Genomic DNA, 25,958 nt, shown 5'->3' on the forward strand with positions numbered 1-25,958 from the left:
GATCGTCGCCGACGACCGTCATCCACGTTCTTTCATGGTTCGCCGGCTGCTTTAAGGCGCGGCGTCGGGGACGGTTTGGGCCGACCCGCGCGGGTCGGAATCCTGACGGAAAACGAGACCGGATTCGCTGGCTTTGGCCTGATGCTTCATCTCAGCAATGGTGCGGCTGAGAGCCTCGATGCAGCCGTAGTCGTCACCAGGGTGAATGACGACCAGGGCGGCGCTGCACCGCATCAGCGGTATGTCGCGCTCCTGGCCGAAACGGTCATGCGCGCGGACATGTCCGCGCTGCCGGTCTTCCGGATCGTAGAGGCTTTGCACATCTGTACGGAAGGTTGCGAGCATACGCCGAAGCTGATCAATGACATCCTCCGCCGGGGCATCTCTGATCCCGGCGAAAAAATCGTCCCCGCCGATGTGACCGATGAACCAGGAACCGGCGCCAAGCTGTTTCTGGAGCAGTTCGGCGAACATGAGAATGGCGCGATCGCCCAACCGGAAGCCATAGTTGTCGTTGAAGGCCTTGAAGTGGTCGAAATCCAGATAGGCCAGATACCAGGTGTGCCCCCGCTCGACGAGTGCGCGCGATACATATTCATGAATGGGGATATTGCCGGGGAGCTTGGTCAGCGGGTTCTGATCACGCGCCACCGCAAGATTCTTCTGGTCGATGAGCCGCAGCAGCGCGGTGGCCGAGATGAACCCGAGATAGCGCGCATCCTGGGTGACGATCAAGCCGACCGGATCAGTGCTGGCGGAAAAGGACTCAAGCAGGCGCGCTGCGGAATCGTGGATATCGACCACCGGGCAGGGACGGGTGAAATCGGACAGCGGCCGGGCAAAGGCGGGGTTGACGATCAGATCCCGACCGTAAATGGAATAGATGAATTCCTTGATATCGACCTCATGGATCAACCCCAGCGGGCGTTCGGCGGCATCCAGCACGGGAATGACCTGATGCGCCTTGGCGAGACGGAAGGCATCGAACATGGCCTTGGCGTTTGCCGTCACCTGGAGCGGCGGGATGTGCTCCATTGATCTCTCGATCAGCGCCCGGTCCCCTGGCAGATCACGGCGGTTATCCTGATGGATGATCTGGATGTGATCATAGCTGGAGCGCAGCGCCCACACATCAAGCTGTGGACGGGCGATCAGATAGCCCTGGACCAGATCGCAACCCACTTCCTTACAGGCGAGCAATTCGCGCTCGGTCTCGACCCCCTCGGCAATGACGCCGATTCCCATCGCGTGTGCAAGCTGAACCGTGCTGGCGACGAAGAGTCGCTTTTTGTGGTCATCGGCGATGCCGCTGATGAAAAAGCGATCGATCTTGAGGTGGTCAGGCGGATGCTCATAGAGCAGACGCAATCCCGAATAGCCGGCCCCGAAGTCGTCGATGGCGAGTTGGAAACGGTGACGACGATAGGCCGCGATTACTTTGGCGACACCCGGCGTGGCCGTCAGGTCAGCGCGTTCGGAGAGTTCCAGGCAGATGGTTTCCGCTGGCAGGTCGTGCCGTCGCAGCAGCTCAAGCGTCTGCTCCGGGCGTTCCAGTTCAATGAGTCGCGGATCGAGATTGAAGAAAAGCCGGTAGCGCGCGGCGTTCGGCAGTTGGGCGAAGTGGCTGATGGCCAGATCGCGCAGCAACCGGTCCAGGGCGCAGGCCGAACCCTCATGCCAGGCATGCTCCAGCAGACTGTAGACATCGTCGAAACCCAAATCGCTCACGCCCCGCAACAGCGCCTCATAGCCATAGACGCTGCCGGTATGGATGTTGACGATGGGTTGCAGGGCGTAGGCCAGCGATCCCCGGGCACGATCGACCAAGGTTTTGGGCGCAACGGGCGATGCGCATTCCCAGATCTGTCCGGATCCTGAGCTGTCGGGCGAATCGCCTTTTCTGTTCGACATCATCGCCCGCCAGTCCATCAGCGATTTCCAGGGTGTGGCGCGCTGGCGGCCCTCCGCTTTCATCTCCTGTCCCATCTGTTCGGGCATGATCAACCTCAGTGAATGCGAAAATAGCCCACCCGTTCCTGCAGGGCACTGGAGATGGCGCTCAGTCGTGCACTCTGGCCAAACCCGGAATCGGCGGCCTGTGCATGCTCCTGTGCCAACTGGCTGATCTGATTGATGGCGACCGCGATCTCCTCGGCCATCCGGCTCTGTTCCTCGGCGGCGCTGGCGATCTGGTGGGTCATGTCGGTCAGAAGATTGACCGATGCGGAAAAGGCGTCAAGGTTCTGCACCGCCTGACCATAATGATCGACGCTCTGTCTGGCGCGGTCGCGATTGGCATGGATGACGCCGACGGCATTCCTGGAGCTGCTGCGCAGTGTGGCAATGAGCGTCTCGATTTCCTGAATCGAATCCTGGGTCCGCAGTGCCAACTGGCGGACTTCATCGGCTACCACGGCAAACCCCCGGCCATGTTCACCGGCACGCGCGGCCTCAATGGAGGCGTTCAGCGCCAGCAGATTGGTCTGGCTGGCGATCTGGCGGATGACGACCAGGACGTTGCCGACGGCATGGCTGTGATCCGCCAGACCGAGCACCACATCGGCGGCCTGATCGATCTCGGTCGCCAGCGCCTCGATGATCTCGGTGGTCTGCGCCAGGATCTGACGGCTCTGTTCGATCCGCTGGCGCGCGTCGCACGTCGCCCCCACCGCGCGGCTGGTATGGCTGGCGACTTCCTGGGCGGAACAGGCCAACTGGTTGACGGCGAGATCCACATGACCGGTCTCGGTCTTCTGGCGGTCGAACTGGATCTTGCTGGTCTGCGCCAGACGCGCCATGTCGCCTGCCGAGTGATGCAGATCGCCGCTGGCCGTGTGCAAATGGCCGACGATGTCCCGAATCCGCTCGACCATGGTCTGCAACGCCCTCATCAACTGACCGACCTCGTCCTGACGGCTGGTTGCGAACGAGACATTCAGGTCGCCATCGGCCAGCGTAGCCACGGTTTTCACCGCCTCGTCCAATGGGCGCAGGGCGCGGCGCATATACCAGTAGAGCCCGCTGGCGGCCAGGATCAGGAGCAGGGCCACGCCGGAATAGGCGATCAGTTCGAACTGGCGCTGGGCGACCAGGGCGGCGCTGTCATCCATCACGCTGACCAGATGCGCGACCGGTTGCCCATCGACACCCATGATGGGCAGGATCGTCGCGCGATACAGGGTCTCATCGGCACTGAAGATCTCATGAGCGACCCCGCCCAGGGGCGGCAGGGCGAAACCGAACGACGCGAACAGATCGGGGCGGGTACTCGCGAACAACTGGCCCTCGGCGCCGACCAGATAGACCTCGGAACCCTGGATTGTCTTGAACTGTTCCAGGGCTGGAATCAATGGCTTCTGAAAGACGACCGCCCCGATGGGTTCGCGGCGCACCGACAGGATGAAGGCCAGCAGCGCCACGGGTTCGCCCTGTGCGTTGCGGCCGATGCTGCGCTGAGGTTTGCCATTGGCGGCGCTGGCGGCGACGAGCGCCGCCACATCCGGTGGCGTCGTCGTTTCATCGCCGCAGCACAGCCGTTCATGCGCGGCATTGAACAGATGGAGTTGATCGAAATAGCCCTGTTCACCGATCAGGTTGATGAGCGAATCGGTCGCCTGACGCAAGGCATCGACGTTGTTCTGCTTCAGTGCCTGACGCAGGGCAAAGTCACGTTCGAAATCGGCGATGCCGCCCTGCATCTGCGCGAACAGATCTTCGGTTACCTGGGTCCAGACCAGATTCCTGCCGGCTGTCACCTCCTGTGCGACACGGGTTTCGATGCGCGCGTTGCTGACGCGGGCGACCAGGATCAGGGCGGCGGCGACCATCAGTGTGACGGTGATCGCAACCAGGGTGACGCTTTTGCGGATACTCATGTGGAACTGCTCTGCAAGCCGTGGCTGCCCGGAAAGGAGGGCTGTCGAACCGGTCAAATAGGATGACGAGACCGGCGGCAGTAGAACAAAGGAGCTTGACGGTTTGATGACCGTGTCAGCTTTTGTGATGAAGATCGCGATAAAGCAGGGCGGCGACCAGGGCCGTGAAGGGCGCGACCGTGATCAGCCCGAAACTGCCGACCAGGATATTCAGCACCTCGGCGGCGACGAAAGGGGCGTTCAGAATATTGGCGGCGGGGAGCCCTTTGGCCATGAAAAGCAGGAACATGGTGATGTGGCTGCTGGAGTAGGCGAGCAGCAGGGTCGTGGTCATGGTTCCGACCACGGCGCGTCCGATCCGCAGGCCGGATGTCAGGTGTTCGATCAGACCGATGTCGGGGTGCTGCTGCTTGATCTCGTCCATGCTCGCGGCGATGTCCATCGCCAGATCCATGATGGCGCCGGATGAGGCGATGAAGATGCTGGCAATGAAGATGTCGGTCAGTCGCAGCTCGTAATAGCCCGAATAGAGCAGTGTTTCGGCGAAAGGCCGCACCGCGCCATGCAATTGGAAGGCGTGCGCGAACCAGACGGCCAGCGCGCAGGTGAGCAGCACGCCGAGCATGGATCCGGTAAAGGTGGCGAAACCCCGACGATTGAGCCCCCCGACCGAGAAGGTGATGACGGCCGTGAGCAGTGCGACCAGGGCCAGCCCGGTCGGCACGGGCGGATAACCGAGCAGCAGCAGCGGAAAAAACAGCTTCCAGAGCAGGAGCGCGGCGAAGACGAAGGAGAGCGCCGCCTTGAGCCCGGTCACCCCGGCAACGGCGACCAGGAGCGCGGTGAAGATCCCGATCAGAAGCAGTTGCAGCCCCAGGCGATAGACGCCGCGCGCCATGCCATGTGCGGGTTTGCCGTCCCGGAGGTCGTATTCCACCAGAATGACTTGCCCGGCTTCATAGAACTCATCGAGCTCCAGCTTGCCGGTCAGCATGTTGGTTACTGTAAGCTCTTGATCTTTATGTGGGCCGTTCAGCAGCCGCACCGTCAGAACCTGATCCTCGGTCTTGATGATCAGATTGACGCGAACCTGACTGTTATCGACGTCCGTGATGAGACCGCGCGCATGCAGCCCATGTTCTCCGCGCGGTGCGGGCGAGAGATCGAGCAAGACGAGCACCATGCAGAGTAGCGCGATGATCGTCGCGAACAGCCAGTCGCGGTTCCAGGTCAGCCTTGGGATTTTCATCGAAAGATCGCTTGCGGGCAGTATGCAAAAGACGCACGGCGCCGTCGGTGCGACGGCGCCGTGCAGCAGATGACAGGAGCAGGCGGCGAGAGCCGGATTATTTGGGGCTTGGCAGATTCACGCCGAGATCCATGGCTTTCGCGAGTCTTTTGGCGATATCGGTGTTGTCGTAGAAGCCCTGGAAGCGAGGGGCCTGAGGGCCCTGGGCATAGACCGGAGTCGGCACGCCGGTATGCGAATAGGAGGTCCAGCCGATACTGGCGATCTCGTTGAGGATATGGGTGATGGTGACGACGATGGGCTCGTAGCTGCCATAGAGCAGCGTGTTCTCCGCATCGCTGTTGTTGTTTTGGCCGGGAGCGGTGTCGGTCTTGGTCATGGACTTGTCGTAGGCGTCCTCCAGTTTTTCCTTCTGGTAGTCGTTCAGCGACGCCCATTCGAGACCGAAGGTGTCATTCAGCAGGGCGACCATCGCTGCATTGTTTGCCAGATTTTTGGGATTCTTCCATTGGTAGCCTTTGGCATAGGTGGCTTTGTGATCTTCCCACTGGTTCGCGGCGAAATGTTCGTAGCTGTTGGTCTGGTCGAGCAGCTTGTCGTAATACGCGGTGTAGCCGGTCGTGGCATGGCCGACCGTCATGCCGCCGGTTTCGTGGTCGCCGGTGACAATGATCAGGGTTTCATCCGGGTGCTGTTTGTAGAAATCGAGCGCCTTGCCGATCGCGCTATCGAAGTCGAGCATGTCGCCGATCGCGGCGACCGCATCGTTGGCGTGACAGGCCCAGTCGATCTTGCCGCCTTCGACCATGAGGAAAAAGCCCGATTGCTTTCCCTGCGCGAAGAGGCTGGAGATCGCGACCTCGGTCATCTCCGTCAATGAGACATTGGTCGCGGGGCGGTCGATTGCGTAAGGCATTGCCGCCGAATCGTCGAGCGTCGGATTGATGGCGACGATCTTGCCTTTGGGCGGATTCTTCTTGAGTGCCAGGATCGACTGGCGGGTGTTGAGGATCTTGTAGCCCTGTTTGTCGAGCAAATCCCAGATGTTGTTGCTCGTGTCGCCAGCCCGCGCCGGTCCTTCGGGCGAGGCGAAGCCACCGCCACCGAAGAATTCGTAGCCGCTTTGGGTCAGTTGGGTGGCGATGTTGTTCATGTAGCCACGGCTTTCGACGCTGGCATAGTAGGCCGCCGGGGTGGCGTGATCGAGCGAAACGCTGGTCAGGACGCCGACCTTGCGGCCCTTCTGATGGGCGAGTTCAGCCACGCTTTTATAGCTTTTCGTCATGGTCTCGTTCATGCCGATGACGCCGCTCTTGGTCTTGAGACCGCTGGCAAAGGCGGTGGCCGAGGATGCCGAATCGGTCATGAGCGCGCCCGCGTCGTAGGTCGTCTGCATGCCCTGGACTTTCATTTTGGACATGTTCAGACGGTTTTCCGGCTTGCGCAGATCCTTGGCCAGCGTGGCCGAACCGCCGTTGATGGTCGTGAGATAGGCCTCGGTGCTCTGGACCTGCGGGTTGGCCATGCCGTCGCCAAGGAAGAAAAAGACATATTTGGCCGGCGTCGCGGCCTGTGCCAGGCTCGCGGCGCACAGGGTTGCGACGATCAAAAACTTGGGTGCCGCATGCTTTGGGTTCACGTTGTGATGCTCCTGATGCTCGTCATGTGTCAAGGCCGTGATTGCAGGGAAGGCAGCCATGCTGGCCCCCATCCCGTGGCGCGGGCACTCTAACGATCAACTATTGCATCCTGATGACATCCCTTATGGCAGTGCGTGAATAGCCTCGATCCTGGCATCGTAACGGTCGCGCAGACTGTCAGGCAGATCTGAATCCTTGGCGCTGGCACAGCCCCCGGCATTGAGCAGGAGTGCGACGAAGTCGTCTTCAAGACGCTGCTGGGTGCGGCGGTAGCTCCGCTCAGGGAACAGATCGTCCTGCACCGAGAGCACGGTGATGCGCAGTTTGCTGACCAGCAGCTTGTTCAGATTTTCCATGCGGCGTCCAGACTGGTCGCCGCGACAGCGGGCGTGGTAGAAATCCACCGCTGCCGCCGCCTCCACCGCCTCGACCAGGAGTTGCCGGGTCGTTTCATCGAGGGGCGGCGTGGCTGGCGCGGAACCGGCGGCGAAGACTGCAAGCAGTGGCAGCGCCATCCGCAGCGGTCGCAAGGGGACGAATGATGCTGGAGTGCGCCGGGAGTGGAGGTTTCGCCGGGCGGCGGGTCGGTCGTTATGGTGCAGGTCTGCTGGATGTCGCACGGGATGGGTCAACTCCGTCCGTAAACCGGGATGGACGCGCCCGTGATGGCACGGGCGGCGTCCGACGCCAGAAAGAGGATGACATCGGCCAGTGCGTCGAGCGAAACCCAGGTGTCGTGGTTCGCATCAGGCATGGCCGCGCGGTTTGGCGGTGTGTCGAGTGTGCCGGGCAGGACGCAGTTCACAGTGATCCCAGTGTGTCTGAGTTCGTCGGCCAGGCTTTCGGTCAGGGTGATGACCGCCGCCTTCGCAACACAGTAAGGCGCCATGTGGCCGCTGCCCTGGATGGCCGCCCGTGCTGAGACATTGACGATGCGACCAGCCCCGGCCTCCAGAAATCTGGGGATCGCGGCCCGGACGCAATTGAGCGGCGTGTGCATGTTCAGATCCATCATGAGTTCCCAATCCTGATCCGTAGTGTCATGGACCGCCGGCCCCATGGCAAAACCGCCAGCGAGATTGACAAGCGCATGGAGACCACCGAAGCGGGCGATAACCTGGTCAACCATGGCCGAAACGGCGGGTGGTTGCAACAGATCCACAGCGAAGGTGGCGACATCGGTCTCGACTCCGAGTCTCTGCCGCGCCTCAGCCAGCCCTGCCGGATCGCGAGCGACCAGCGCCAGGCTGGCGCCCCGTGCCGCAAAGGCGCGTGCGGTCGCCTGTCCGAGATGGCCCGTCGCGCCGGTGACGATGACGGTCCTGCCTTTGAAATCCTGCATGATTCCGCTTCCTTGTCTGATGATCGCTGTAACCGGAATTGGGTCGGCGATCCTGTGAATAAACCTGAATCCGGCATGTTAAGCCACGACAGAAAACAAAGGACGTCACGCATGACAGGGTGCTTGCCTGTATGATTCGTGCCGTGAGCAACGGATTCAAACCTCAAGACTCTCTGCCATCCCTGACCGGCCGCGCCCGGCCCGGACGCGACTGCGTGCGTCTGATTCAGAGGATGCGCGCATGATCGAACTCCTGTTTCTGCTTCTGCCAGTCGCCGCCGCCTCCGGCTGGTGGGCGGCGCGGCGCAGCAGCCGGACCAGACGCGACGGACTTGGTCCGACCCATCCGGATTTTCTGCGCGGCCTCAATTATCTGCTGGAAGAACAGCCTGACAAGGCGATCGACATGTTCCTGAAACTCGCCGAAGTGGATGGCGAGACGGTCGAGACGCATCTGGCGCTCGGCAGTCTGTTCCGGCGTCGCGGCGAGGTGGATCGAGCCATCCGCATTCATCAGAATCTGGTGGCGCGCAAGAATCTGACCACTGAACGGCGCAGTTATGCCCTGTTCGAACTGGGTCAGGATTATATGCGCGCCGGGCTGCTGGATCGGGCCGAGGGGTTGTTTCAGGAACTGGTCGAACTCGATCTGCACTGTCAGCGTGCGCTCCATGCCTTGCGCGACATCTATCAGCAGGAGCGCGACTGGAACCGTTGCCTGGACGTGGTGGCACAGATCAAGGTGCTGACCGGTCAGCCGATGACCGTCGAGATCGCCCATTATCATTGCGAACTGGCGGAGGACGCACAGCGCAAAGGCGATGCCGCGACGGCCCGACAGCAGTTGACCCAGGCACTGAAGGTCGATCCGCATTGCGCGCGCGCGGCCATGCTGGAGGGGCGGGCGGCCCTGGACGACGACGACCCGGCGCGCGCGGTTGAACTCTTCCTGCGTCTGGCCGAGCGCAACACCGCCTATGTGCCGGAGATCCTGCCCGCGCTGATCACGGCCCTGAATCGACTGGGGCGCAACGACCTGCTCGACCTGCTCGAAGATCTTGCCCGGCGTCATGCCAGTCCATCCCTGATGCTGAGTCTCAGCGAGGTGGTGGCGCGCGAGCGGGGGACGGATGCGGCGATCGATCTGCTGATCGATTATCTGGCCCGTTACGCCGATCTGTCGGTGCTCGAACGGGTGCTCGATCTGCGGATCCAGGACGCGGAAACGGATGCGAAAGGGCGGCACCGGGCGCAGGTGGCGCTGGGCGTCGCGCACCATCTGCTCGCGCGCCAGCCCGTCTATCAATGCGAACAATGCGGCTTCCAGGCGCGTCTGCTGCACTGGCAGTGCCCCAGTTGCAAGAGTTGGGGAACCGTGGTGCCGGTACAGCCCGAACCCATTGCTGGCGCCGAGACCTGATCTGGCGAAACAGGATCACTGTTAACCCTGTCTATTTGAAGCCAGAACCCAAAACCCATCGAGAACATCGTGACCCAATCGACGCATCCGCTAACCCGCATCATTGTCGCACTCGATTTTGCCGCCGAGGCTGAGGCCCTGGCCCTGGTCGAGCGGCTCGACCCCGCCCGCTGCCGGCTCAAGGTCGGTAAAGAGCTTTTCACCCGCCTGGGGCCGGCCTTCGTCGAGACGCTTCAGCGACGCGGCTTCGAGGTCTTTCTGGATCTCAAATTCCACGACATCCCCAACACGGTCGCCGCCGCCTGTGCGGCGGCGGCGGATCTCGGGGTCTGGATGGTCAATGTCCATGTCACCGGCGGTGCGCGCATGATCGAGGCCGCGCGCGAGCGTCTGAGCCGGATGCCACAGCCGCCCCTGCTGATCGGTGTCACCGTGCTGACCAGTCTGGACGAGTCCGATCTGGCAGCCATCGGCTGTCCCGGCTCGCCCCGCGAGCGCGTGCTGGCCCTGGCGCGGCTTGGACAGGCATCCGGTCTGGACGGCATCGTCTGTTCGCCGCTGGAAGCCGCCCCGGTGCGTGAGGCGCTGGGACGCGATTTTCTGCTGGTGACCCCAGGGGTCAGACCGGCGGGCGCAGCGGCAGGCGATCAGAAGCGCGTGATGACCCCGCCGGAAGCGGTCGCCGCCGGGGCCGATCATCTGGTGATTGGCCGCCCCATCACCCAGGCGGTAGATCCCCTGGCCGCGATTGCCGAAATCGAGCGATCATTGACCCGAGCTTGAGGCGAATCCGCATTCATCCGCCTGGGCCATTTCATCCATCACTGACTCACAAGGAGAACCAATCAATGGCGAAGATTCGTAAGGCCGTTTTTCCCGTGGCCGGACTGGGCACGCGCTTTTTGCCGGCCACCAAGGCCAGCCCCAAGGAAATGCTGCCGATCGTCGATAAACCCCTGATCCAGTATGCCGCCGACGAAGCGGTCGAAGCCGGCGTGGATCAACTGGTCTTCATCACCGGGCGCAGCAAGCGTTCCATTGAGGATCATTTCGACAAGGCCTACGAACTGGAAGCCGAGCTGGAGCACGCTGGCAAGGATAAACTGCTCGAAATCGTGCGCAATGTCCTGCCGGCGTCGGCCTCCTGCATCTATGTCCGCCAGGCCGAGGCACTGGGCCTGGGACACGCGGTGCTCTGCGCCAAGCCCGTCATCGGCAACGAGCCCTTCGCTGTACTGCTTGCCGACGACCTCATTCGCGGCAATGGCAAGGGCGTGGTCGCGCAGATGAACGAAGTCCATGCCCGTTATGGCTGTAGCGTGCTCAGTGTGCAGGAAGTGCCGCGCGAGGAAACGCACAAATACGGCATCGTGGAGGTCGAAAAAGGCCGTAACGGCGAGTTGCGCGTGGTCTCCATCGTCGAAAAACCCGCACCGGCTGACGCGCCCTCCAATCTGGCGGTGGTCGGTCGCTATCTGCTCACCCCCCGGATCTTCGAGAAACTCGAAAACACCCGCGAAGGCGCTGGCGGCGAGATCCAGTTGACCGACGGCATCTCCGATCTGCTCCAGGATGAGCATGTCATCGCCTATCCCTTCGAGGGCAAGCGTTACGACTGCGGCAGCAAGCTCGGTTATCTGGAGGCGACCGTCGAATTCGGTCTCGCGCATCCCGAGCTGGGCGAGCGCTTCTCGGCCTATCTGCGGGCGTTCGGGCAGTAGAGCCGGATCATCCCAGGATCCCGCTTGCGGGCGACTGGCAGAAGGCGAGCCATGTTGCCGGCAAGCGGATTGCCACATCGAAACCGTGCTCGGTGCGGTATGCGATTTCTGGGGATCGGGTCGGTCTTGGCAGAATCGACGATGACTGGATCTGTCGCGGTTAAACTATTCAATAATATGAAATTTTAAATCGCGTCCCACTGAGTTCGGTGACACGTCCAGAGCTAAACACAAACTGAAAATAATGCATGTAGCGCTGGACGCGATTTAAAAGGGGAAGGGAGTTAGCCGATAAGCCGGGTTCTGTCGTGGACAGTCATTCATCTGGGACGCGCGTCGCCGCGCGCCTCAAGCGACCTACCCGGGAACACGCGCGGGCCGCGCGGCGCAGCCGAAACTGCCGGTTCCCCTATTTGGTCTTGCTCCAGGTGGGGTTTACCCTGCCACCGATGTTGCCACCGGCGCGGTGCGCTCTTACCGCACCATTTCACCCTTACCTCCCACGACGGGCGCGGGATCGGCGGTTTGTTTTCTGTGGCACTTTCCGTGGACTCACGCCCCCCAGGCGTTACCTGGCACCTCGCCCGATGGAGCCCGGACTTTCCTCCCTTCCCGCATGGAAAGAGCGACTGTCTGGCCAACTCCCAGCGGCGGAGTATACGCGAAGCCTGAAACGCCCGTCAGCGTCGTTCGGCCATTACCCCAACCGCAGCGTCTGCTTGTAGAAGCGTGGCACCGCATCCGGATCCGAGGTCATGAGGATCTGATCGAGCAGCCAGCCGGGCACGCGGCCCTGGCGGGTCATTTCGGTGAGCTGGGTGCGTAGTCCTTCCCAATAGAAATCACCGCCGGAGCCGTCGAAAAAGACCACCGGACTGGCTTCGATCACGCCGAGCTTCATGTCGGTCAGCGTCAGACCGATCTCTTCCAGGGTGCCGACGCCGCCGACGAGAAAGATGTGAAAGCTGGCGATCTCGAACCAGCGTTGCCGGGCCTGACGGCTGCGCGCCTGAAAGGTCTGATAGAACTCGGCGCTCTGGTTCGGCTCCTGATCGATGGTTTCGATGAAGCTCGATCCGACCATCAGCCCGAGCCGGTGGGCGGCGTCCGTGACCTGCTGCATGGCGCCCGGTCCGCCGCCGGTGAGGACGCCGATGTCGCCACCGAAGAGCCCGCGCAGATGTTCCAGCAGACGTTCGGTCTGGCGCGCGCCCTGCTCGGTCATGGGCTTGGTCGAGCCATAGATGGCGAAGATCAGCGATGAACGGAAGCGGTCCACCTTGTCCGGCAGGGTGAAATAGCCGCGCAGCCCCCGGAAGACATGCCGCACCACATGACCGCGCGACTTGTTGCACCAGAAGACCTGAAGTCCCAGACCCTCGTAATCGGCGAGCCGGCCATGATCGCGCGAGGACAGGAAAGGGCCGTGCTCAAAAGAGGCCCGGCGGAAAACGATCCGGGCGATGCGTCGATGCAGTGCGGCGGCACAGATCTCGGTGTGTTCGATCAGATTGGGGAAATAGCCGAGCAGGAGCGTCGCGCAGGCGTCATCCGGCAGGTCGGCCAGGATCCGGGTGCCGCTTTCGGCGCGCAGGGTCAGATCCAGTCCTTCGGCGGTCAGGCCCGCCGACAGATCGGTGCCGTCACGCGGATCGCGTGGCAGGTTCGGCTGGTTCCAGACCCGATCCGGCATCCTTCCGTCCAGCAGCAGATAAGGGTCGCCGGTCACGGCCATCATCCGGTGCGAATAACGCTCGCGGACCGGTTCGACCTCCAGCCGGTCAAAGACCGCGAGCAGCGCCTGGCAGGCATCGGTGCCGCTGGTTTCGCGCGGTTCAGGCTCGGCGATGGTGCGGCCATGCCAGTAACGGGGACGGGGCTCGATCCGGATCGCCTCATGCACCGAGGCGGCAATGCTCGGATTGATGATGAGCTGTTCGGAGCGATTGATGAATTCCAGGTAGACATTGGTGCCGCGCGTGGAGACCGGATCCAGCACCGTGGCCTGAAGATGGACGCCCAGCGCCTCGTCGAGATTGCGCAGCACCACATAATGACGATGCAGAAACATGGAACAGGCCGTCACCAGGCCGTCATTGGGTGGCAGCTCGATATGATCGACCGACTCGCGGATCTGGAGTCGGTTGAGCAGATCCTTGCCGTCGGCGTGGGTCGCGATGGCGGTGACTTCCTCAGGCGTCAACGGCTTCTGAAAGCGGAAGATCTGGCGTTGCGGACGGATGATCAGATAGCCGTGACCGTCGAGCGAAAACCCCGACGGGACTTGCAGCGCATTCTCGCGAATGAGGCGGTGAATGCTCGCCGAATCGAGCTGGTTGTCGGCAGGACAGAAGACCAGCCGCCCGACCCGCAGTCCGGGCACCACGATGCGCTCCAGATGGTCGGCGATTCCATAAGAGGCAATGGCGGCGACGATGCGCAACTGGAGGTCGCAGTGCTGGCCGTTGAAGTCGGGCATCCCGAGCGGAAGAATGTTGATCCCCATGCGCGCCAGCCGGCTGCGCGCCGCAAACACCAGATCCGCCTCGCGGTTGTGCGTGCGTTCGCGGAAATCCGGCGAGATGGCAAAACGCGCGGTGACGAGAAAGCCCTCGTCGTCGGTGGCGATGAGCGCGGTGATCCAGCCGTCGCCGGTTTCGGGGGTCGCGTACATGATCAGTCTCTCGTGAGGGGCAGGCTGTCGAGCCTATCACAAGGCCCGCTGTACCTGATGTCGGGTGCTTTTCTTTCCGTCAACCCGATGTCTCGCTTGAAGCCGGCTCGCGACGCCGCAAAATAGATTGCCACCGACCAGCGTGGAATGAGTGAGTCTGGCCGTGATGTTTGAGTGTCCTTAAACCGCGTTGAGAGCCAAATCCCATGAAAAAATCCATTGTCGGTTCGCTGTTTCTCGGTTCATTGCTGCTTCCGCTGACGGCCCTCGCCGTCGATCCCGGTGTCGGGGTGGGCGCCCCCGGCCCTGGCGTGACCCGTGGTGTCGGTGTGGGTGCGCCGGGCGTTGGGGTCGCGCCGGGAGTGGGTGTGGGCGCGCGGGGCGTTGGGGTGACACCGGGTGTCGGTGTAGGCGCGCCTGGCGTTGGGGTGACGCCGGGAGTGGGTGTTGGCGCACCGGGCGTTGGCGGGCCGATGAATCGCGGCGGCCCGGTTAATCGGGCCGGGCGCCGGTAACGGTTGTTCTCCACTCGTCATGCTGGGGGCGTGCAATCCCGGACCATCCGTATTCTGAGCAGCGTCGGCGGGTCTTTGCCAATGAATTGAGGTTGATGGCCGCTGGTCAGCACCTCGCAGTAGATGGGATTGGCTGCCACCCGCGCCGTCGCGGCACAGCAGGCCAAGATCGACCAGATACTGGCGGTCATCCTCGGAGGCTTCGCCCGGCAGCGTACCGGCCAGCATCGGCTCGATATCATCTGCTCCTTGCCCTGAGCGATCAGCTCCAGCAGACAGGCCGTCTTGCCGGTCTGGCGCGGGGCGTGGAGCAGAAAGTATTTCTTCTGATCAATCAGGCTGAGAATGTCATCGAGATCCCGGCGCTACAGGGACGGCAGGCTGTAGTGGTGGTCGTCGGGTCGAACCGGGCTTTCGGTGGTGAAAAAGCCATGACACACCTCCCGGGTCAGGAATCGTAGCCAGCATAGTCCACTCGTCACACCCAGTCCGATCCCGTCTCATCATCCAAACCTCGCCGCTTGCGCCGCAGACTGCCCGGCGGATACCCGAACTTGCGCTTGAAGGCAGCGTTGAAGTGGTTGGTGTGCGTATAGCCCAGGCGTGCCGCCAACTGTTTGAGCGGAATGTCGCTCTCCAGAATCGCCCGCTGCGCCTCGCTCAGCCGCTGCTCGGCGATGAAGCGATGAATGGGCAGGCCATATTCGCTGGCGAAGGCGGCGTTGAGCCAGCGCGCCGAGATGCCAAAACGGGTGGCGAGTTCGTCGAGCGAGGGCAGTTTGCCTTCCAGGCGAATCAGATGGAGATGGAGTGCCTGAATCGCATCCCGGTTTAGGCCGCCAAGCCGTGTCTCGGGTTCGGCAAGCTCGACATGGGCCATGAGTGCGCCCAGATATTCCAGCACTTTAGCCTGAGCGAACAACCGCCGCAGCGGTCCGCGCACCTGGGTGGACATTGCCGTTTGCAGCAATCCGGAAATCGCGAGCGGCATTGGCCGCACCCGCACCATTGGTGCTGGGTCGAGCCCCAGGCGCTGGATCAGACGTTCCGCCAGGGGCGGGTCGAGCAGTTCCCGCAACACATCTTCGGTCAGGATCAGCGCCGTCATGTCGCTGTTCGACGCGGTGTCAATCCAGGGTGTGACATGAAAGCGTTCGGCGCGACGGAAAAAATCATGGCCCGGCCGGTAGATGAGCTCAGCCGGCGGATAGCGCTCCTGATGGCGCAGGATCCCTCCCTTGACCGTCTGTATGGCCAGCATGACTTCGGGGAACTGGAAGTCGAATTCGGCCAGCGCGATCAGCCGGCTATCCATCTGCGGGCGAAAGCGGTGCACGCCGCGAAACAGCGAGAAGCCATCGGCCAGCGGCAGGCGTTCCAGATAGCCATGACCGACCTCGGGCGGAATGGGCATCGCGACGATCTGTGGCTCCAGGACACTCGGGATGATCTCCGGGGCGAGAGCCGGGTTTGACTCGATCAGCCAGCGGACGGCGACATCGGGGAGGGTTTTCGTTGACTGTTGCATCTCTGGCGTTTTCAGCAATTCGACGGGCGGATGAAACCGAGCATGGGGACATGGGAGTGCCTTGTCACCCGCCCAGCTTACCGGAAGCGGGTCCGGCTAGCCGATGGCCGTTCCGGGTCGCGTATCAAAAAAACCGGGATGCGTATCGAAAAACGCTTGATCAATCGAAGACTTCCGTTTCGCGTATCAATCAGGCACCTGAGCGTATCAGGAAGCGGGTGAAGCAGGCATAGCGGGCAGGGAGAATCGACAGTACTGGCGAGCGTTGTCCGGTGTGGTCGAGGCCATGGCGGATCGCTCGGCGGGTTTGCCTACCTTCCGGAGTTGCCGCCATGCTGCATTCGTGTTGCCGATCCAGTCAACCGCGTCCCGATTCGGTTCCCGCCAATTTGGTTGAGCGTGTTCTCATCCTGTTTTTATTGGCTATAGCTGGGTTCCTATCGACTTCGGCTGTCTTTGCTGCTGATCCGATTACCACAGCTAATGCAACAAGTGTGGCGATTCAGAATACGCTGAATCATTCCGGGGCGGAGGTCTATTCCGTAGCCATTTCTCCTGACAACACGATCATTGCGGCAGGTGATACGGCTGGAAACATCGTATTATGGAACCCGGTAACGGGAGCGGAAATTAGGACGATCAATGCGCATTCAGGTGCGGAAAAAACAGTGCGCAGCGTCGCGTTTTCGCCAGATGGCCGGATATTGGCGAGTGGCAGCCTTGATAACACCGTTGCCTTTTGGGATGTTGCGACTGGAAGTCCGCTCGGAAGTCTTGGTTACAGTGGTGATGTTTATTCGGTAGCCATTTCACCCACCCGCTATACCTCGAGAGTGAACGGCACCAGCAATGGTTCTATGGTGTTTGCGGTCGGCACCCAAGATGATGAAAAAGTTTATCTTTATACGCTGCTAATTAATAAAGATACTGGTGCAATCAGTGATACAAATATTACTGAACAAACCTTTTCCACCGATGATGGTTCCGTCAATAGAATTTACGTTTCCAGTGTCTCCTTCTCGCCGAATGGCGCCCTGTTGGTCAGCGGGTCAGCCGATGGAAAAGTGAGAATTTTTAAGGATTTATCTGATATTAACGATATAACCGATCTCCTGGAAATTGACGCATCTAACGCATCTACTTACCCGACCGGTGCAATCAACAGAGTCGTCTTTTCTCAGGACAATCTGACTGTAGCAAGCGGTTCGGCGGATGGTTACGTCAGGCTTTGGCAAGTAAGCGATGGAACCGAATTATCAGGCCAGGCCATGAATCACGGGAGTGCCGTGTATGGCGTTGGTTTTTCCAACGATGGTTCATTGCTGGCGAGCGTCGGAGCCGATAATCTTGTCAAGATCTGGAAGGTCAGCGATGGATCAAATTTAAATACCCTGACTGGTCATACTGGCAATGTACGGTCGGTCGTCTTTGCCTCGAACAGCACATTCCTGGCGAGCGGCTCCCGGGACAGTAGCGCGCGGATTTGGGGACTTGCACCCCTTCCCATCGTAACCACCGGTTCCGTCTCCAACATCAATGCCACCTCCGCAACCCTTGGCGGGACCGTGGATGACAACGAGGCTGCGGTGACGGCCATCAGCTTCGAGTACGGCACGACCACGGCCTATGGTTCGTCGGCAACAACGACCCCGTCCTCCATAAGCGGTTCCCAAGGCAGCACCGCAGTCAGCGCGGCTTTGACCGGCCTGACCTGCAACACGCATTATTATTTTCGGCTGATCGCTGACGGCACCCGTGACAGCGGGAGCGACTTCGTCAGCGGCCCCTGCACGACCGGCCCGACGGTGACCACCAGCGCCGCCACCGGTCTGAGCGCCGATGGGGCCACGCTGAACGGTTCGGTGACCGATGTGGGCGCTAATGTCACCATCACTTTTGAATACGGTGCCGACACAAGCTACGGCACCACGGTGTCGCCCGACACCAACGCCAGCATCAGCGCCACGCAGGGGACGCCGCAAACAGTGTCACCCGCCAAAACCCTGACCGGCCTGACCTGCAACACTACCTATCACTACCGGATCAAGGCGACGGATGGGGTATTGAAAACCGGTAGTGATCAGACCTTCACTACCTCCGGCTGCGTCAGCGGCCTGACCTTGAATACGCCGACGGTGATCTCGACGAGTGCCAGTTTGGCGACCTTTGAATTCCAGGCCAATGCCGACGCTACGCTTTACTTCAACGTGATCGCCAGTAGCGGAACCTGTCCGAGCGCCGCCGTTATCCACGCCAACACGGACGCGAATCGCCTGTATTGGGGCAGTGCGCCGCTGACAGCGAATACGCCAGCGACCTATACCTTGCGCAATCTGACCGGTAGCGCCAGCTACAAGCTGTGCGCAACGGTCTATGACGGCAGCGCCTACAGCAGCGTACAGGGGCGAACCTTCAGTACCCAGACCGCAATGGATTTGAGTGCGGCCGGCATCGTCTGGGAACGCATGGGTGCGCAAGGTTTCAGTCCAATCAGTGCCAACGCCATCATTAAAATGGCCATGGCCCCGGATGGGACGCCCTATATCGTGACAGCCGGTTATACAAACGATTGGCAGTATGTTTTAAACGGCGGTCTTACCGTCAAACGGTGGAATAACACCACCCAGAGCTGGATCTCACTCGGCACGAGCCAGACACCGCCAAGCGGTACAACCTTCACCGTGCAAGCCATCAATCTGGCGTTTGCGCCAGATGGTGCGCCGTATCTCCTGGCGCTCGCAAAATCAAGCTCATGCAGTTATCTCTTGGTAAAAAAATGGGATGGCGCGGCCTGGACCGATCTGACGCCTGCGGTGACTCCATTGTGTGGGGCCGGCGCTCAAATACACAACGCCATATTGGCCTTCGGTCCGGATAGTCGCCCCTATATTGCCTACAAAAAAACCGTCAGTGGCGCTATTAAGATAAACGTTATTCAGTTAGAGATCAGCGGTGGCGCCAGTGACTGGGCGTCGGTTGGAACTGACATATCGGCTAGCACAAGTGCGCACAACGCGCTTTCCCTGGCGTTTGCTCCGGATGGCACCCCGTATATTGCGTTATCTGAATACGCTAGCTCGTCGTTTACTTTCCGAGTTTATAAATTCACAACGAGCTGGGTCCGGGTTGGTACGTCGGACATTTCAAGAAGAAAGCTCTTGGATAATGATGCCTTTGGAATCAATCAAGGAGGCATACCTTTTATCGCGGTCAATGATGAAGACACGAATAATATGGCCGTCCATCAATTTGATGGAACGACATGGGAATCCATCGGCAGCCTGCAAACAGGATCCCCCTCTGACCTTATGAAACTGGTTATTGCACCAAGCGGTTGGCCAGTCGTGGGTCTCATTGATTCTGCAAGCGGCGGTACAGACGGTAAGGTCTACCACTACAATGGATCGGCATGGAATGGCATTGGCGCTACGGTAACCTCATCCTTCGTCACGCAAGGAAACCTTCGACAATTTTACGTTGCCCTGAATCCTCAGGGAACACCGTTATTCGGTCACGCCGACTCTTCGGCTTCGAGCAAGGCCACGGTCTTACAGGCGATCCCGCCCGGCCCGCGCGTGACCACCGGTGCGGCGACCGGCGCCACCCTGACCGGCGCGACACTCAACGGCACGGTTAATCCCAGCGGGTTTGCCGTCAGCAGCATCGCGTTCGAATATGGCTCGACCACCAGTTATGGCACGACGGCAGCGGCTACGCCAGCATCGCTGGCCGCCAGCGCCGCATCTACCGCAGTCAGCGCGACGATTACGGGCCTGAGCGGGGTCTGCAACACCGGCTATCACGCCCGGCTCAATGCCACCCGCGACGATAACAGCACCGTCGTCAGCGGCAGCGATGCGACCTTCGCCACCAGCGCCTGTACCACCGGCCCCAGCGTCACCACCAGCGCGGCAAGCTTGGTGACCGGAACCGGAGCGACGCTGAACGGCTCGGTCACGGATGTCGGTCTGAATGTCACCAGCATCCAGTTCGAATACGGGACGGCCGCCGGCAGTTACGGGACAGCGGTCAATGCCTCCACCACCATCACGGCGACGCCCGGAACGCCCCAGACGGTCACGCCGACCAAGGCGCTGACCGGACTGACCTGCAATACCAAATATTACTACCGCATCAAAGCGACTGATGCGACCCAGACCAACAACGGTTCTGAACAGTCGTTCACCACCTCGCCCTGCACGACCGGACCCAGCGTGACCACCAGCGCTGCCACCTCAGTAACCGGAGCGGGAGCGACGCTGAACGGCGCGGTCACGGATGTTGGCCTGAATGTCACCAGTATCCAGTTCGAATACGGGGCTGCCACCGGCAGTTACGGGACAGCGGTCGATGCCTCCGCCACCGCCATCACGGCGACGCCCGGAACGCCCCAGACCCTCAATCCGACCAAGGCGCTGACCGGTCTGACTTGCAACACCACTTATTACTACCGCATCAAGGCGATCGACGCGACCCGGACCAATAACGGCTCCGAGCTGTCGTTCACCACCACGGCGGACTGCAACGCCGCGCCCGTCGCCTCCAGCGTGCAAATCGCTGGCACCGCCACGGCGGGCCAGATCCTGACCGGCAGCTACACCTACAGCGATACGGAGAGCGATCCGCAGTCAGGCAGCACCTTCCGCTGGTTGAGCAACGCAACCAACACCACGACCGGGGCCACCGCCATCAGCGGGGCAACCGGCACAACCTACGTCATCACACCCGCCGATCGTGCTAAATATCTGTTCTACTGCATCACCCCGGCGGCCAGCAGCGGCACCAGTCCGGGCACGGAGGTCTGCTCGGCGGGCAGGCAGATCGCCGACAGCGAGGTTACTTGGATCGTCACCACTGCCGCCGATCCGGGCACGGTCGGCGGCTGCATCAGCACCCCAACGACCGCCTGTTCGCTGCGCGATGCCATTGTCAGCGCCAGCACGACGGTGAGCGACACCATCCTCATTTCCCCCAGCCTGAGTGGCCAGACCATCACGCTGACGACGTCGTCAGCGACTACCCTGAACACGCTGACCATCGACAAAAATCTGAGCATCTACGGTCTTGCCGCGAATATCACGATTGCGGGTCAGCCGAATGTGTCCGGACGTCTGTTCAGCATCGGTAGCGGAAAAAGCTTTTTGATCAACAACCTCACCCTCGCCAACAGCGGCAGTTTGCCCGCATTTGACGGTGGCGGCATCCTGAACCAAGGCACCTTGTTCTTGCAAAACGTGACCTTTTCCAACCATCTGGTCCCCTTTTCTTCCTCGGGAGCCGGATTGCTCAATCTGGGAGGTACCGTCCAAATCATCGGCTGCACTTTCAAAAATAATGAGGCGCTCAGCGGTGGCGCCATCGCGAATCTGGCCAACGGAACCTTGGCAATCATCAACTCCACCTTCAGCGGAAATCGTGCCACCAGCACGAGCCCCGGATCGGGCAAGGGCGGCGCGATCTGGAACCAGAGCGGTTCGGTCACCCTGATCAACTCGACCCTGGTCGAGAATCAAACGGCGAACAGTGCAGCGGGAGGCGGCATTGCCAATGAGAGCGAGCAAACCTTTACCCTGATCAATACCCTGCTGGCCGGCAATACCGCCAGCAGCCTTGCCCATAACTGCGCCGGCACCTTGAGCGATGACGGTCATAACCTGGACACCGGCACCAGTTGCGGCTTCGCCGCGACCGGCTCGTTGAACAATATCGACGCGACCAGCGTGCTTCTGGGCACCTTGGACTACTATGGCGGACCCACCCAAACCGTCCCGTTATTGCCGGGCAGCGTCGCGCTGGACGCGGGGGATGCGACGACCTGTGGCACGATTCCCAAAGATCAACGCGGGACCGATCGTATTATCGGCACGAGTTGCGACATTGGCGCCTTCGAGTCCAAGGGTTTCACCCTGACCCCGGTGACTGGCAGCACCCCGCAGAGCGCTACGGTCAGCACGGCCTTTACCAACACCCTGGGCGTCACGGTCGCCAGTGTCGCGACCACGCCCCCGGAACCGGTGAACGGCGGACGGGTGACCTTCACCGCCCCCGGCACGGGCGCCAGCGCCACGCTGGCGACCAGCCCGGCGACGATCGCGAGCGGCGCGGCCAGCGTGAACGTCACCGCCAATGCCACGGCGGGCGCCTACAGCGTGACCGCCGGCGCGCGCGGCGTGGCGACGGACGCCAGTTTCAGTCTGACCAATACTGCGGCGGGGCCGGTCAACGGCGTCTGCGGCAGCGCGAATGGTCAGCCCCTGACCAGCGCCCCTTCGGGCGCGGCCCTGTGCTCTAGCGGCAATGCCACGACGGTGAGCGGTAGCGGCCCCTGGTCCTGGAGCTGCGCCGGTTCGGGCGGCGGTATCACGGCCAGTTGTTCGGCCAGCCTGAAAACCTGGAGCGTGACCGGCAGCGCGGGCACCGGGGGCTCAATCAGCCCGGCCAGCCAGAGCGTCAATCACAACGCGCGGGCGAGCTTTGCGGTCACGCCGGCCACCGGCTACGGGATCGCCAGCGTCAGCGGCTGTGGCGGCAGTCTGTCGGGGAGTCTCTACACCACCGGCCCGATCACCGACAATACCTGCACGGTCAGCGCGAGCTTCAGCCAGAACGCGGTGGCGGGGGTGTGCGGCAGCGACCACGGCAAGGCGCTGGCGAGCCTGAACAGCACGTCGCCCACGCTATGCACCACGGGCGCCGTGTCCGGTTTCAATGGCACCGGCCCCTGGACCTGGAGCTGCACCGGGACCGGCGGCGGCGTGACCGCCAGTTGCGCGGCCACCACCTCGCATAACGTCAACGCCAGCGCGGGAACCGGCGGCGGCATCAGCCCGGTCGGCCGCACCGTCAACCACGGCGGCGTGACCAGCTTCACCCTGACGCCAAACGCCGGTTATGCCATCAATCTTGCGGTCGGCGGCACCTGCGGCGGCACCCTGAGCGGCAATCTGTTCACCACCAACGCGGTCAACGCCGACTGCACGGTCACGGCCAACTTCACCGCGACCAACACCACCACGACCATCGATACCGTGACACCAACCGGACGGGTGGCGTCCTCGCCGTCGGTGATCGGCGAGGCGGTAACAGTGACCTACAGCGTGACCGGGCCTGCCGGCTTCAACGGCACCGTCACCGTCAGCGATCAGGATGGAACAACCTGTTCCGACGCAGTCACGACCGCCGGGACCAGCGCCACCGGCAGTTGCCAACTGACCTTCGCCACCGCCGGGGCCAAGACCCTAATCGCCACCTACAGCGGCACGGTGAACGCCAGCGCCTCGTCCGGTACCAACCACCTGGTGGCCGACGCCCCGAGTCTGGCGACGCCCAGCCTGAACAGCGGCGTGGTCGGGGTGCCCTATGCGATGCAACTGGTCGCCAGCGGCGGTCATGTCACCACGGCGACACCCTACCGCTTCAACGCCACCGGCCTGCTGGCGGGATTCAGCCTCAGCACCAGCGGCCTGCTGTCCGGCACCGGGAGCGCGCCAGGGACATCCAGCGTCGTCATCACCGTGACCGACGCCCTCAACCAGACCAGCCCGCCGCAAACGCTGCCGCTGTCTCTGGTCAATCAGCTCACGGTCGCCACCACCAGCCTGCCCGACGGACTGGTCAACGCCCACTACGAGCAGACCCTGGAAGCCGTCGGCGGCCAGACGCCCTACGCCTGGAGCCTCGCCAGCGGCAGCCTGCCGGCGGGCCTGAGCCTGGATGCCGCGACCGGCAAACTCAGCGGCACCCCGACTGATCTGGGCGCCAGCGCCCCCTTCACGATCCGGGTCACGGATGCCGCCAATCGCACCGCCGATCAGGCGCTGACTCTGACCACAGTGGCACCGACGACGGTGGAGACCGGCACGGTCGGCACCACACAGGTGACGGTCTCGGGCAACCTGACGCCCGAGGGCGGCGGGGCGACCTGCGCCCTGGACGACGAGCAGACTCTCGTGCTCAATGTGGGCGATGCTGGCGCGCCGGGGACGGCTCCCCCTTCCACCATCCTGCCCTACGGCCTGTTCAAACTGACCGTGCAGGGCTGCACCCCCGGCCAGACCAGACTGACCGTGCGTCTGGTCTACCCGGCGGCACTGTCCGAAGGCACCCGTTACTGGAAATACGGCAAGACCGCCGACAATCTGGCTGATCATTGGTACGTCCTGCCCACCGCCGTCATCGAAGGCAACACCATCAGCTTCACCCTCACCGACGGTGGGCTGGGTGACGACGACCTCAGCGCCAACGGCAGCATCACCGATCCGGGCGGCCCCGGCGGCCCGGTGCTCGGCATCGGCGGCGCGCCGGGCAATGGCCAGGTCGGCAGCGCCTACAGTGCCGCGTTGAGCGCCACCAGCGGCACCGGTCCCTATAACTGGAGCCTCGCCGCCGGCGGCCTGCCGCCCGGCATCGCGCTCAACGCCACCAGCGGCGCCCTGAGCGGCACCCCGACCCTGGCCGGCACCTTCACCTTCAGCGTACAACTGGTCGATACCGGCAACGGCAATACCACCGTCACCAATGCCTACAGCGTGACCATCGCCGCCGCGGGCGGCGGCGGCCCCAGCCCGGTCAACGGCGCCTGCGGCAGCGCCCACAACGGTCTCTTCTATGACCTGCCGACCAGCGCCAGCGCCCTCTGCGCCAGCGGCACCCCCAGCGCCGTCAGCGGCAGCGGCCCCTGGACCTGGAGCTGTCTCGGCAGCAACGGCGGCAGCGCGGCCAGTTGCCGTGCCAACCTCGCCACCGCCGCCACCTATACCGTGACAACCAGCGCCAGTGTCGGCGGCACCATCAGCCCCGCTGCGCGCGTCGTGAAGGCGGGGGCCACCACCACCTTCACCCTGACCCCGGCGACCGGTTATGCCCTCAGCAGCGTCAGCGGCTGCGGCGGCACCCTGAATGGCACCACCTACACCACCGGCGTCATCACCGGCGCCTGCATCGTCACTGCCACCTTCAGCCCCCGCCAATACACCGTCACCGCCAGCGCCGGTCCCGGCGGCACCATCGCCCCTGCCAGTCGCCGCGTCAGCCACGGTCTCACCGCCAGCTTCACCCTGACCCCGGCGGACGGTTACGCCATCGACCAGGTCAGCGGCTGCGGCGGTCGCCTCAGCGGGACGACCTACACCACGGCCCCCGTCACCGCCGCCTGCACGGTCACGGCCCGCTTTGCCGTGACCTCCACCTGGCTGGGACTGGTCGGCGACTGGGACGGCGACGGGACCGTCACCGCCGGGCTTTATGACCCCGTCAGCGGACGCTTCGCCCTGCGCAACGCCAACCGCACCGGGGCGGCGGACAGCGTCTTCCGCTATGGCCCGATGAATGCCGGCTGGTGGCCGCTGGCCGGCGACTGGAACGGCGACGGCGTCACCACGGTCGGCTTGTACGACCCGCTGTCCGGCACCTTCTATCTGCGCAACGCCCATACCCCCGGCGTCGCCGATGTCGCCTTCCGTTATGGCCCGCGGAATGCCGGCTGGTACCCGCTGGCCGGCGACTGGAACCATGACGGGATCGATACCGTCGGGCTCTATGACCCCCACACCGGTGTCTTCTTCCTGCGCAACACCCACACCCCCGGCGTCGCCGATCAGCACTTCCGGTACGGCCCGCTGGATCCTGGCTGGATCCCGCTGGTCGGTGACTGGAATGGCGACGGCACCACCACCATCGGTCTCTACGACGGGTTGGCCGGGCTGGTTTATCTGCGCCAGACCAATACCCCGGGTGTCGCCAATGTGATCTTCCGCTATGGACCGGTTGATAACGACTGGTGGCCGCTGGCCGGCGGCTGGAACGGCGATGGCGCCGACTCTATCGGCTTGTTCAAACCGGCGACAGAAAGCTTCTATCTGCGCGATAGCAATACCGCCGGAATGGCCGAATATCCGGATGAAAACGGGTTCAGGATCACTGTACCGTAGGCCTCTCCTGGCGGGCGACCCGCCTACCTTCGCCCTTCGTCGCCCGCCTAAGCGGGCGCTTTCGC

At 62.4% G+C, this 25,958-nt stretch carries 14 protein-coding genes, 1 other RNA gene and 1 pseudogene; 7 read left to right on the forward strand and 9 right to left on the reverse strand.

All coding sequences use genetic code 11. The annotated features are described in order from the left end of the window. Window positions 1-51: 51 nt before the first annotated feature. From EDC35_RS17050 to EDC35_RS17075, 6 genes are all read right to left on the reverse strand, one after another. Window positions 52-1,998: a bifunctional diguanylate cyclase/phosphodiesterase gene (locus EDC35_RS17050; RefSeq protein ID WP_243651760.1), complete on the reverse strand. Its 1,947-nt coding sequence runs from the start codon at window positions 1,996-1,998 to the stop codon at window positions 52-54. 8 nt (window positions 1,999-2,006) lie between these two features. After that, window positions 2,007-3,875, reverse strand: coding sequence for a methyl-accepting chemotaxis protein (locus EDC35_RS17055; protein ID WP_132978472.1), 1,869 nt, complete (start codon window positions 3,873-3,875; stop codon window positions 2,007-2,009). Between the two features lie 115 nt (window positions 3,876-3,990). Continuing rightward, window positions 3,991-5,124 carry a YibE/F family protein gene (locus EDC35_RS17060; protein WP_132978473.1) on the reverse strand — a complete coding sequence of 378 codons (1,134 nt, stop codon included), beginning with the start codon at window positions 5,122-5,124 and terminating at the stop codon, window positions 3,991-3,993. Between the two features lie 97 nt (window positions 5,125-5,221). Then, window positions 5,222-6,763, reverse strand: coding sequence for an alkaline phosphatase (locus EDC35_RS17065; protein WP_207896294.1), 1,542 nt, complete (start codon window positions 6,761-6,763; stop codon window positions 5,222-5,224). Between the two features lie 123 nt (window positions 6,764-6,886). Then, complete coding sequence (locus EDC35_RS17070; RefSeq protein ID WP_243651761.1) at window positions 6,887-7,384, reverse strand: hypothetical protein; 498 nt, start codon at window positions 7,382-7,384, stop codon at window positions 6,887-6,889. Between the two features lie 8 nt (window positions 7,385-7,392). Next, window positions 7,393-8,106, reverse strand: a complete 714-nt coding sequence (locus EDC35_RS17075) for an SDR family oxidoreductase (protein ID WP_132978475.1) — start codon at window positions 8,104-8,106, stop codon at window positions 7,393-7,395. A gap of 241 nt (window positions 8,107-8,347) precedes the next feature. Between EDC35_RS17075 and lapB the strand changes: the two genes are divergently transcribed. The 3 genes from lapB to galU all read left to right on the forward strand — a co-directional run bounded on the left by lapB (window position 8,348) and on the right by galU (window position 11,247). Then, window positions 8,348-9,526 (forward strand): lipopolysaccharide assembly protein LapB, encoded by a 1,179-nt coding sequence (gene lapB / locus EDC35_RS17080; RefSeq protein ID WP_132978476.1) that lies wholly within the window; start codon window positions 8,348-8,350, stop codon window positions 9,524-9,526. Between the two features lie 69 nt (window positions 9,527-9,595). Next, window positions 9,596-10,309 carry an orotidine-5'-phosphate decarboxylase gene (gene pyrF, locus EDC35_RS17085; RefSeq protein WP_132978477.1) on the forward strand — a complete coding sequence of 238 codons (714 nt, stop codon included), beginning with the start codon at window positions 9,596-9,598 and terminating at the stop codon, window positions 10,307-10,309. A 65-nt stretch (window positions 10,310-10,374) separates the two neighbouring features. Then, window positions 10,375-11,247 carry a UTP--glucose-1-phosphate uridylyltransferase GalU gene (galU, locus tag EDC35_RS17090; protein ID WP_132978478.1) on the forward strand — a complete coding sequence of 291 codons (873 nt, stop codon included), beginning with the start codon at window positions 10,375-10,377 and terminating at the stop codon, window positions 11,245-11,247. A 276-nt stretch (window positions 11,248-11,523) separates the two neighbouring features. Here galU and rnpB read toward each other — a convergent pair. After that, an RNA gene (gene rnpB / locus EDC35_RS17095) (RNase P RNA component class A) lies at window positions 11,524-11,892 on the reverse strand. Between the two features lie 52 nt (window positions 11,893-11,944). Next, a complete protein-coding gene (locus EDC35_RS17100; RefSeq protein WP_132978479.1) occupies window positions 11,945-13,921 on the reverse strand; it encodes an LOG family protein in 1,977 nt (658 codons plus the stop codon). Window positions 13,922-14,127: 206 nt separating this feature from the next. Here EDC35_RS17100 and EDC35_RS18700 point away from each other — a divergent pair, with 206 nt between their 5' ends. Together EDC35_RS18700 and EDC35_RS19020 are read left to right on the forward strand one after the other, a co-directional pair. Then, on the forward strand, window positions 14,128-14,436 hold the full coding sequence (locus tag EDC35_RS18700; RefSeq protein ID WP_207896295.1) for a hypothetical protein: 309 nt from the start codon (window positions 14,128-14,130) through the stop codon (window positions 14,434-14,436). 123 nt (window positions 14,437-14,559) lie between these two features. Next, window positions 14,560-14,694, forward strand: coding sequence for a hypothetical protein (locus EDC35_RS19020; RefSeq protein ID WP_279388008.1), 135 nt, complete (start codon window positions 14,560-14,562; stop codon window positions 14,692-14,694). Window positions 14,695-14,914: 220 nt separating this feature from the next. Here the strand turns inward: EDC35_RS19020 and EDC35_RS17115 are convergent, their stop codons facing one another. Further along, entirely contained in the window at window positions 14,915-15,964 is a 1,050-nt protein-coding gene (locus EDC35_RS17115; protein WP_132978481.1) for a helix-turn-helix domain-containing protein, read from the reverse strand. 332 nt (window positions 15,965-16,296) lie between these two features. On the opposite strand from EDC35_RS17115, the pseudogene EDC35_RS19160 reads away from it, so the two are divergent. Beyond that, window positions 16,297-17,439, forward strand: a pseudogene (locus EDC35_RS19160) (WD40 repeat domain-containing protein); the annotation flags it as partial. Window positions 17,440-17,529: 90 nt separating this feature from the next. After that, complete coding sequence (locus EDC35_RS17120; protein ID WP_243651762.1) at window positions 17,530-25,893, forward strand: choice-of-anchor U domain-containing protein; 8,364 nt, start codon at window positions 17,530-17,532, stop codon at window positions 25,891-25,893. The last annotated feature ends 65 nt before the right edge of the window (window positions 25,894-25,958 follow it).

The sequence above is a fragment of the Thiobaca trueperi genome (assembly GCF_004342175.1).
GTDB lineage: Bacteria > Pseudomonadota > Gammaproteobacteria > Chromatiales > Chromatiaceae > Thiobaca > Thiobaca trueperi.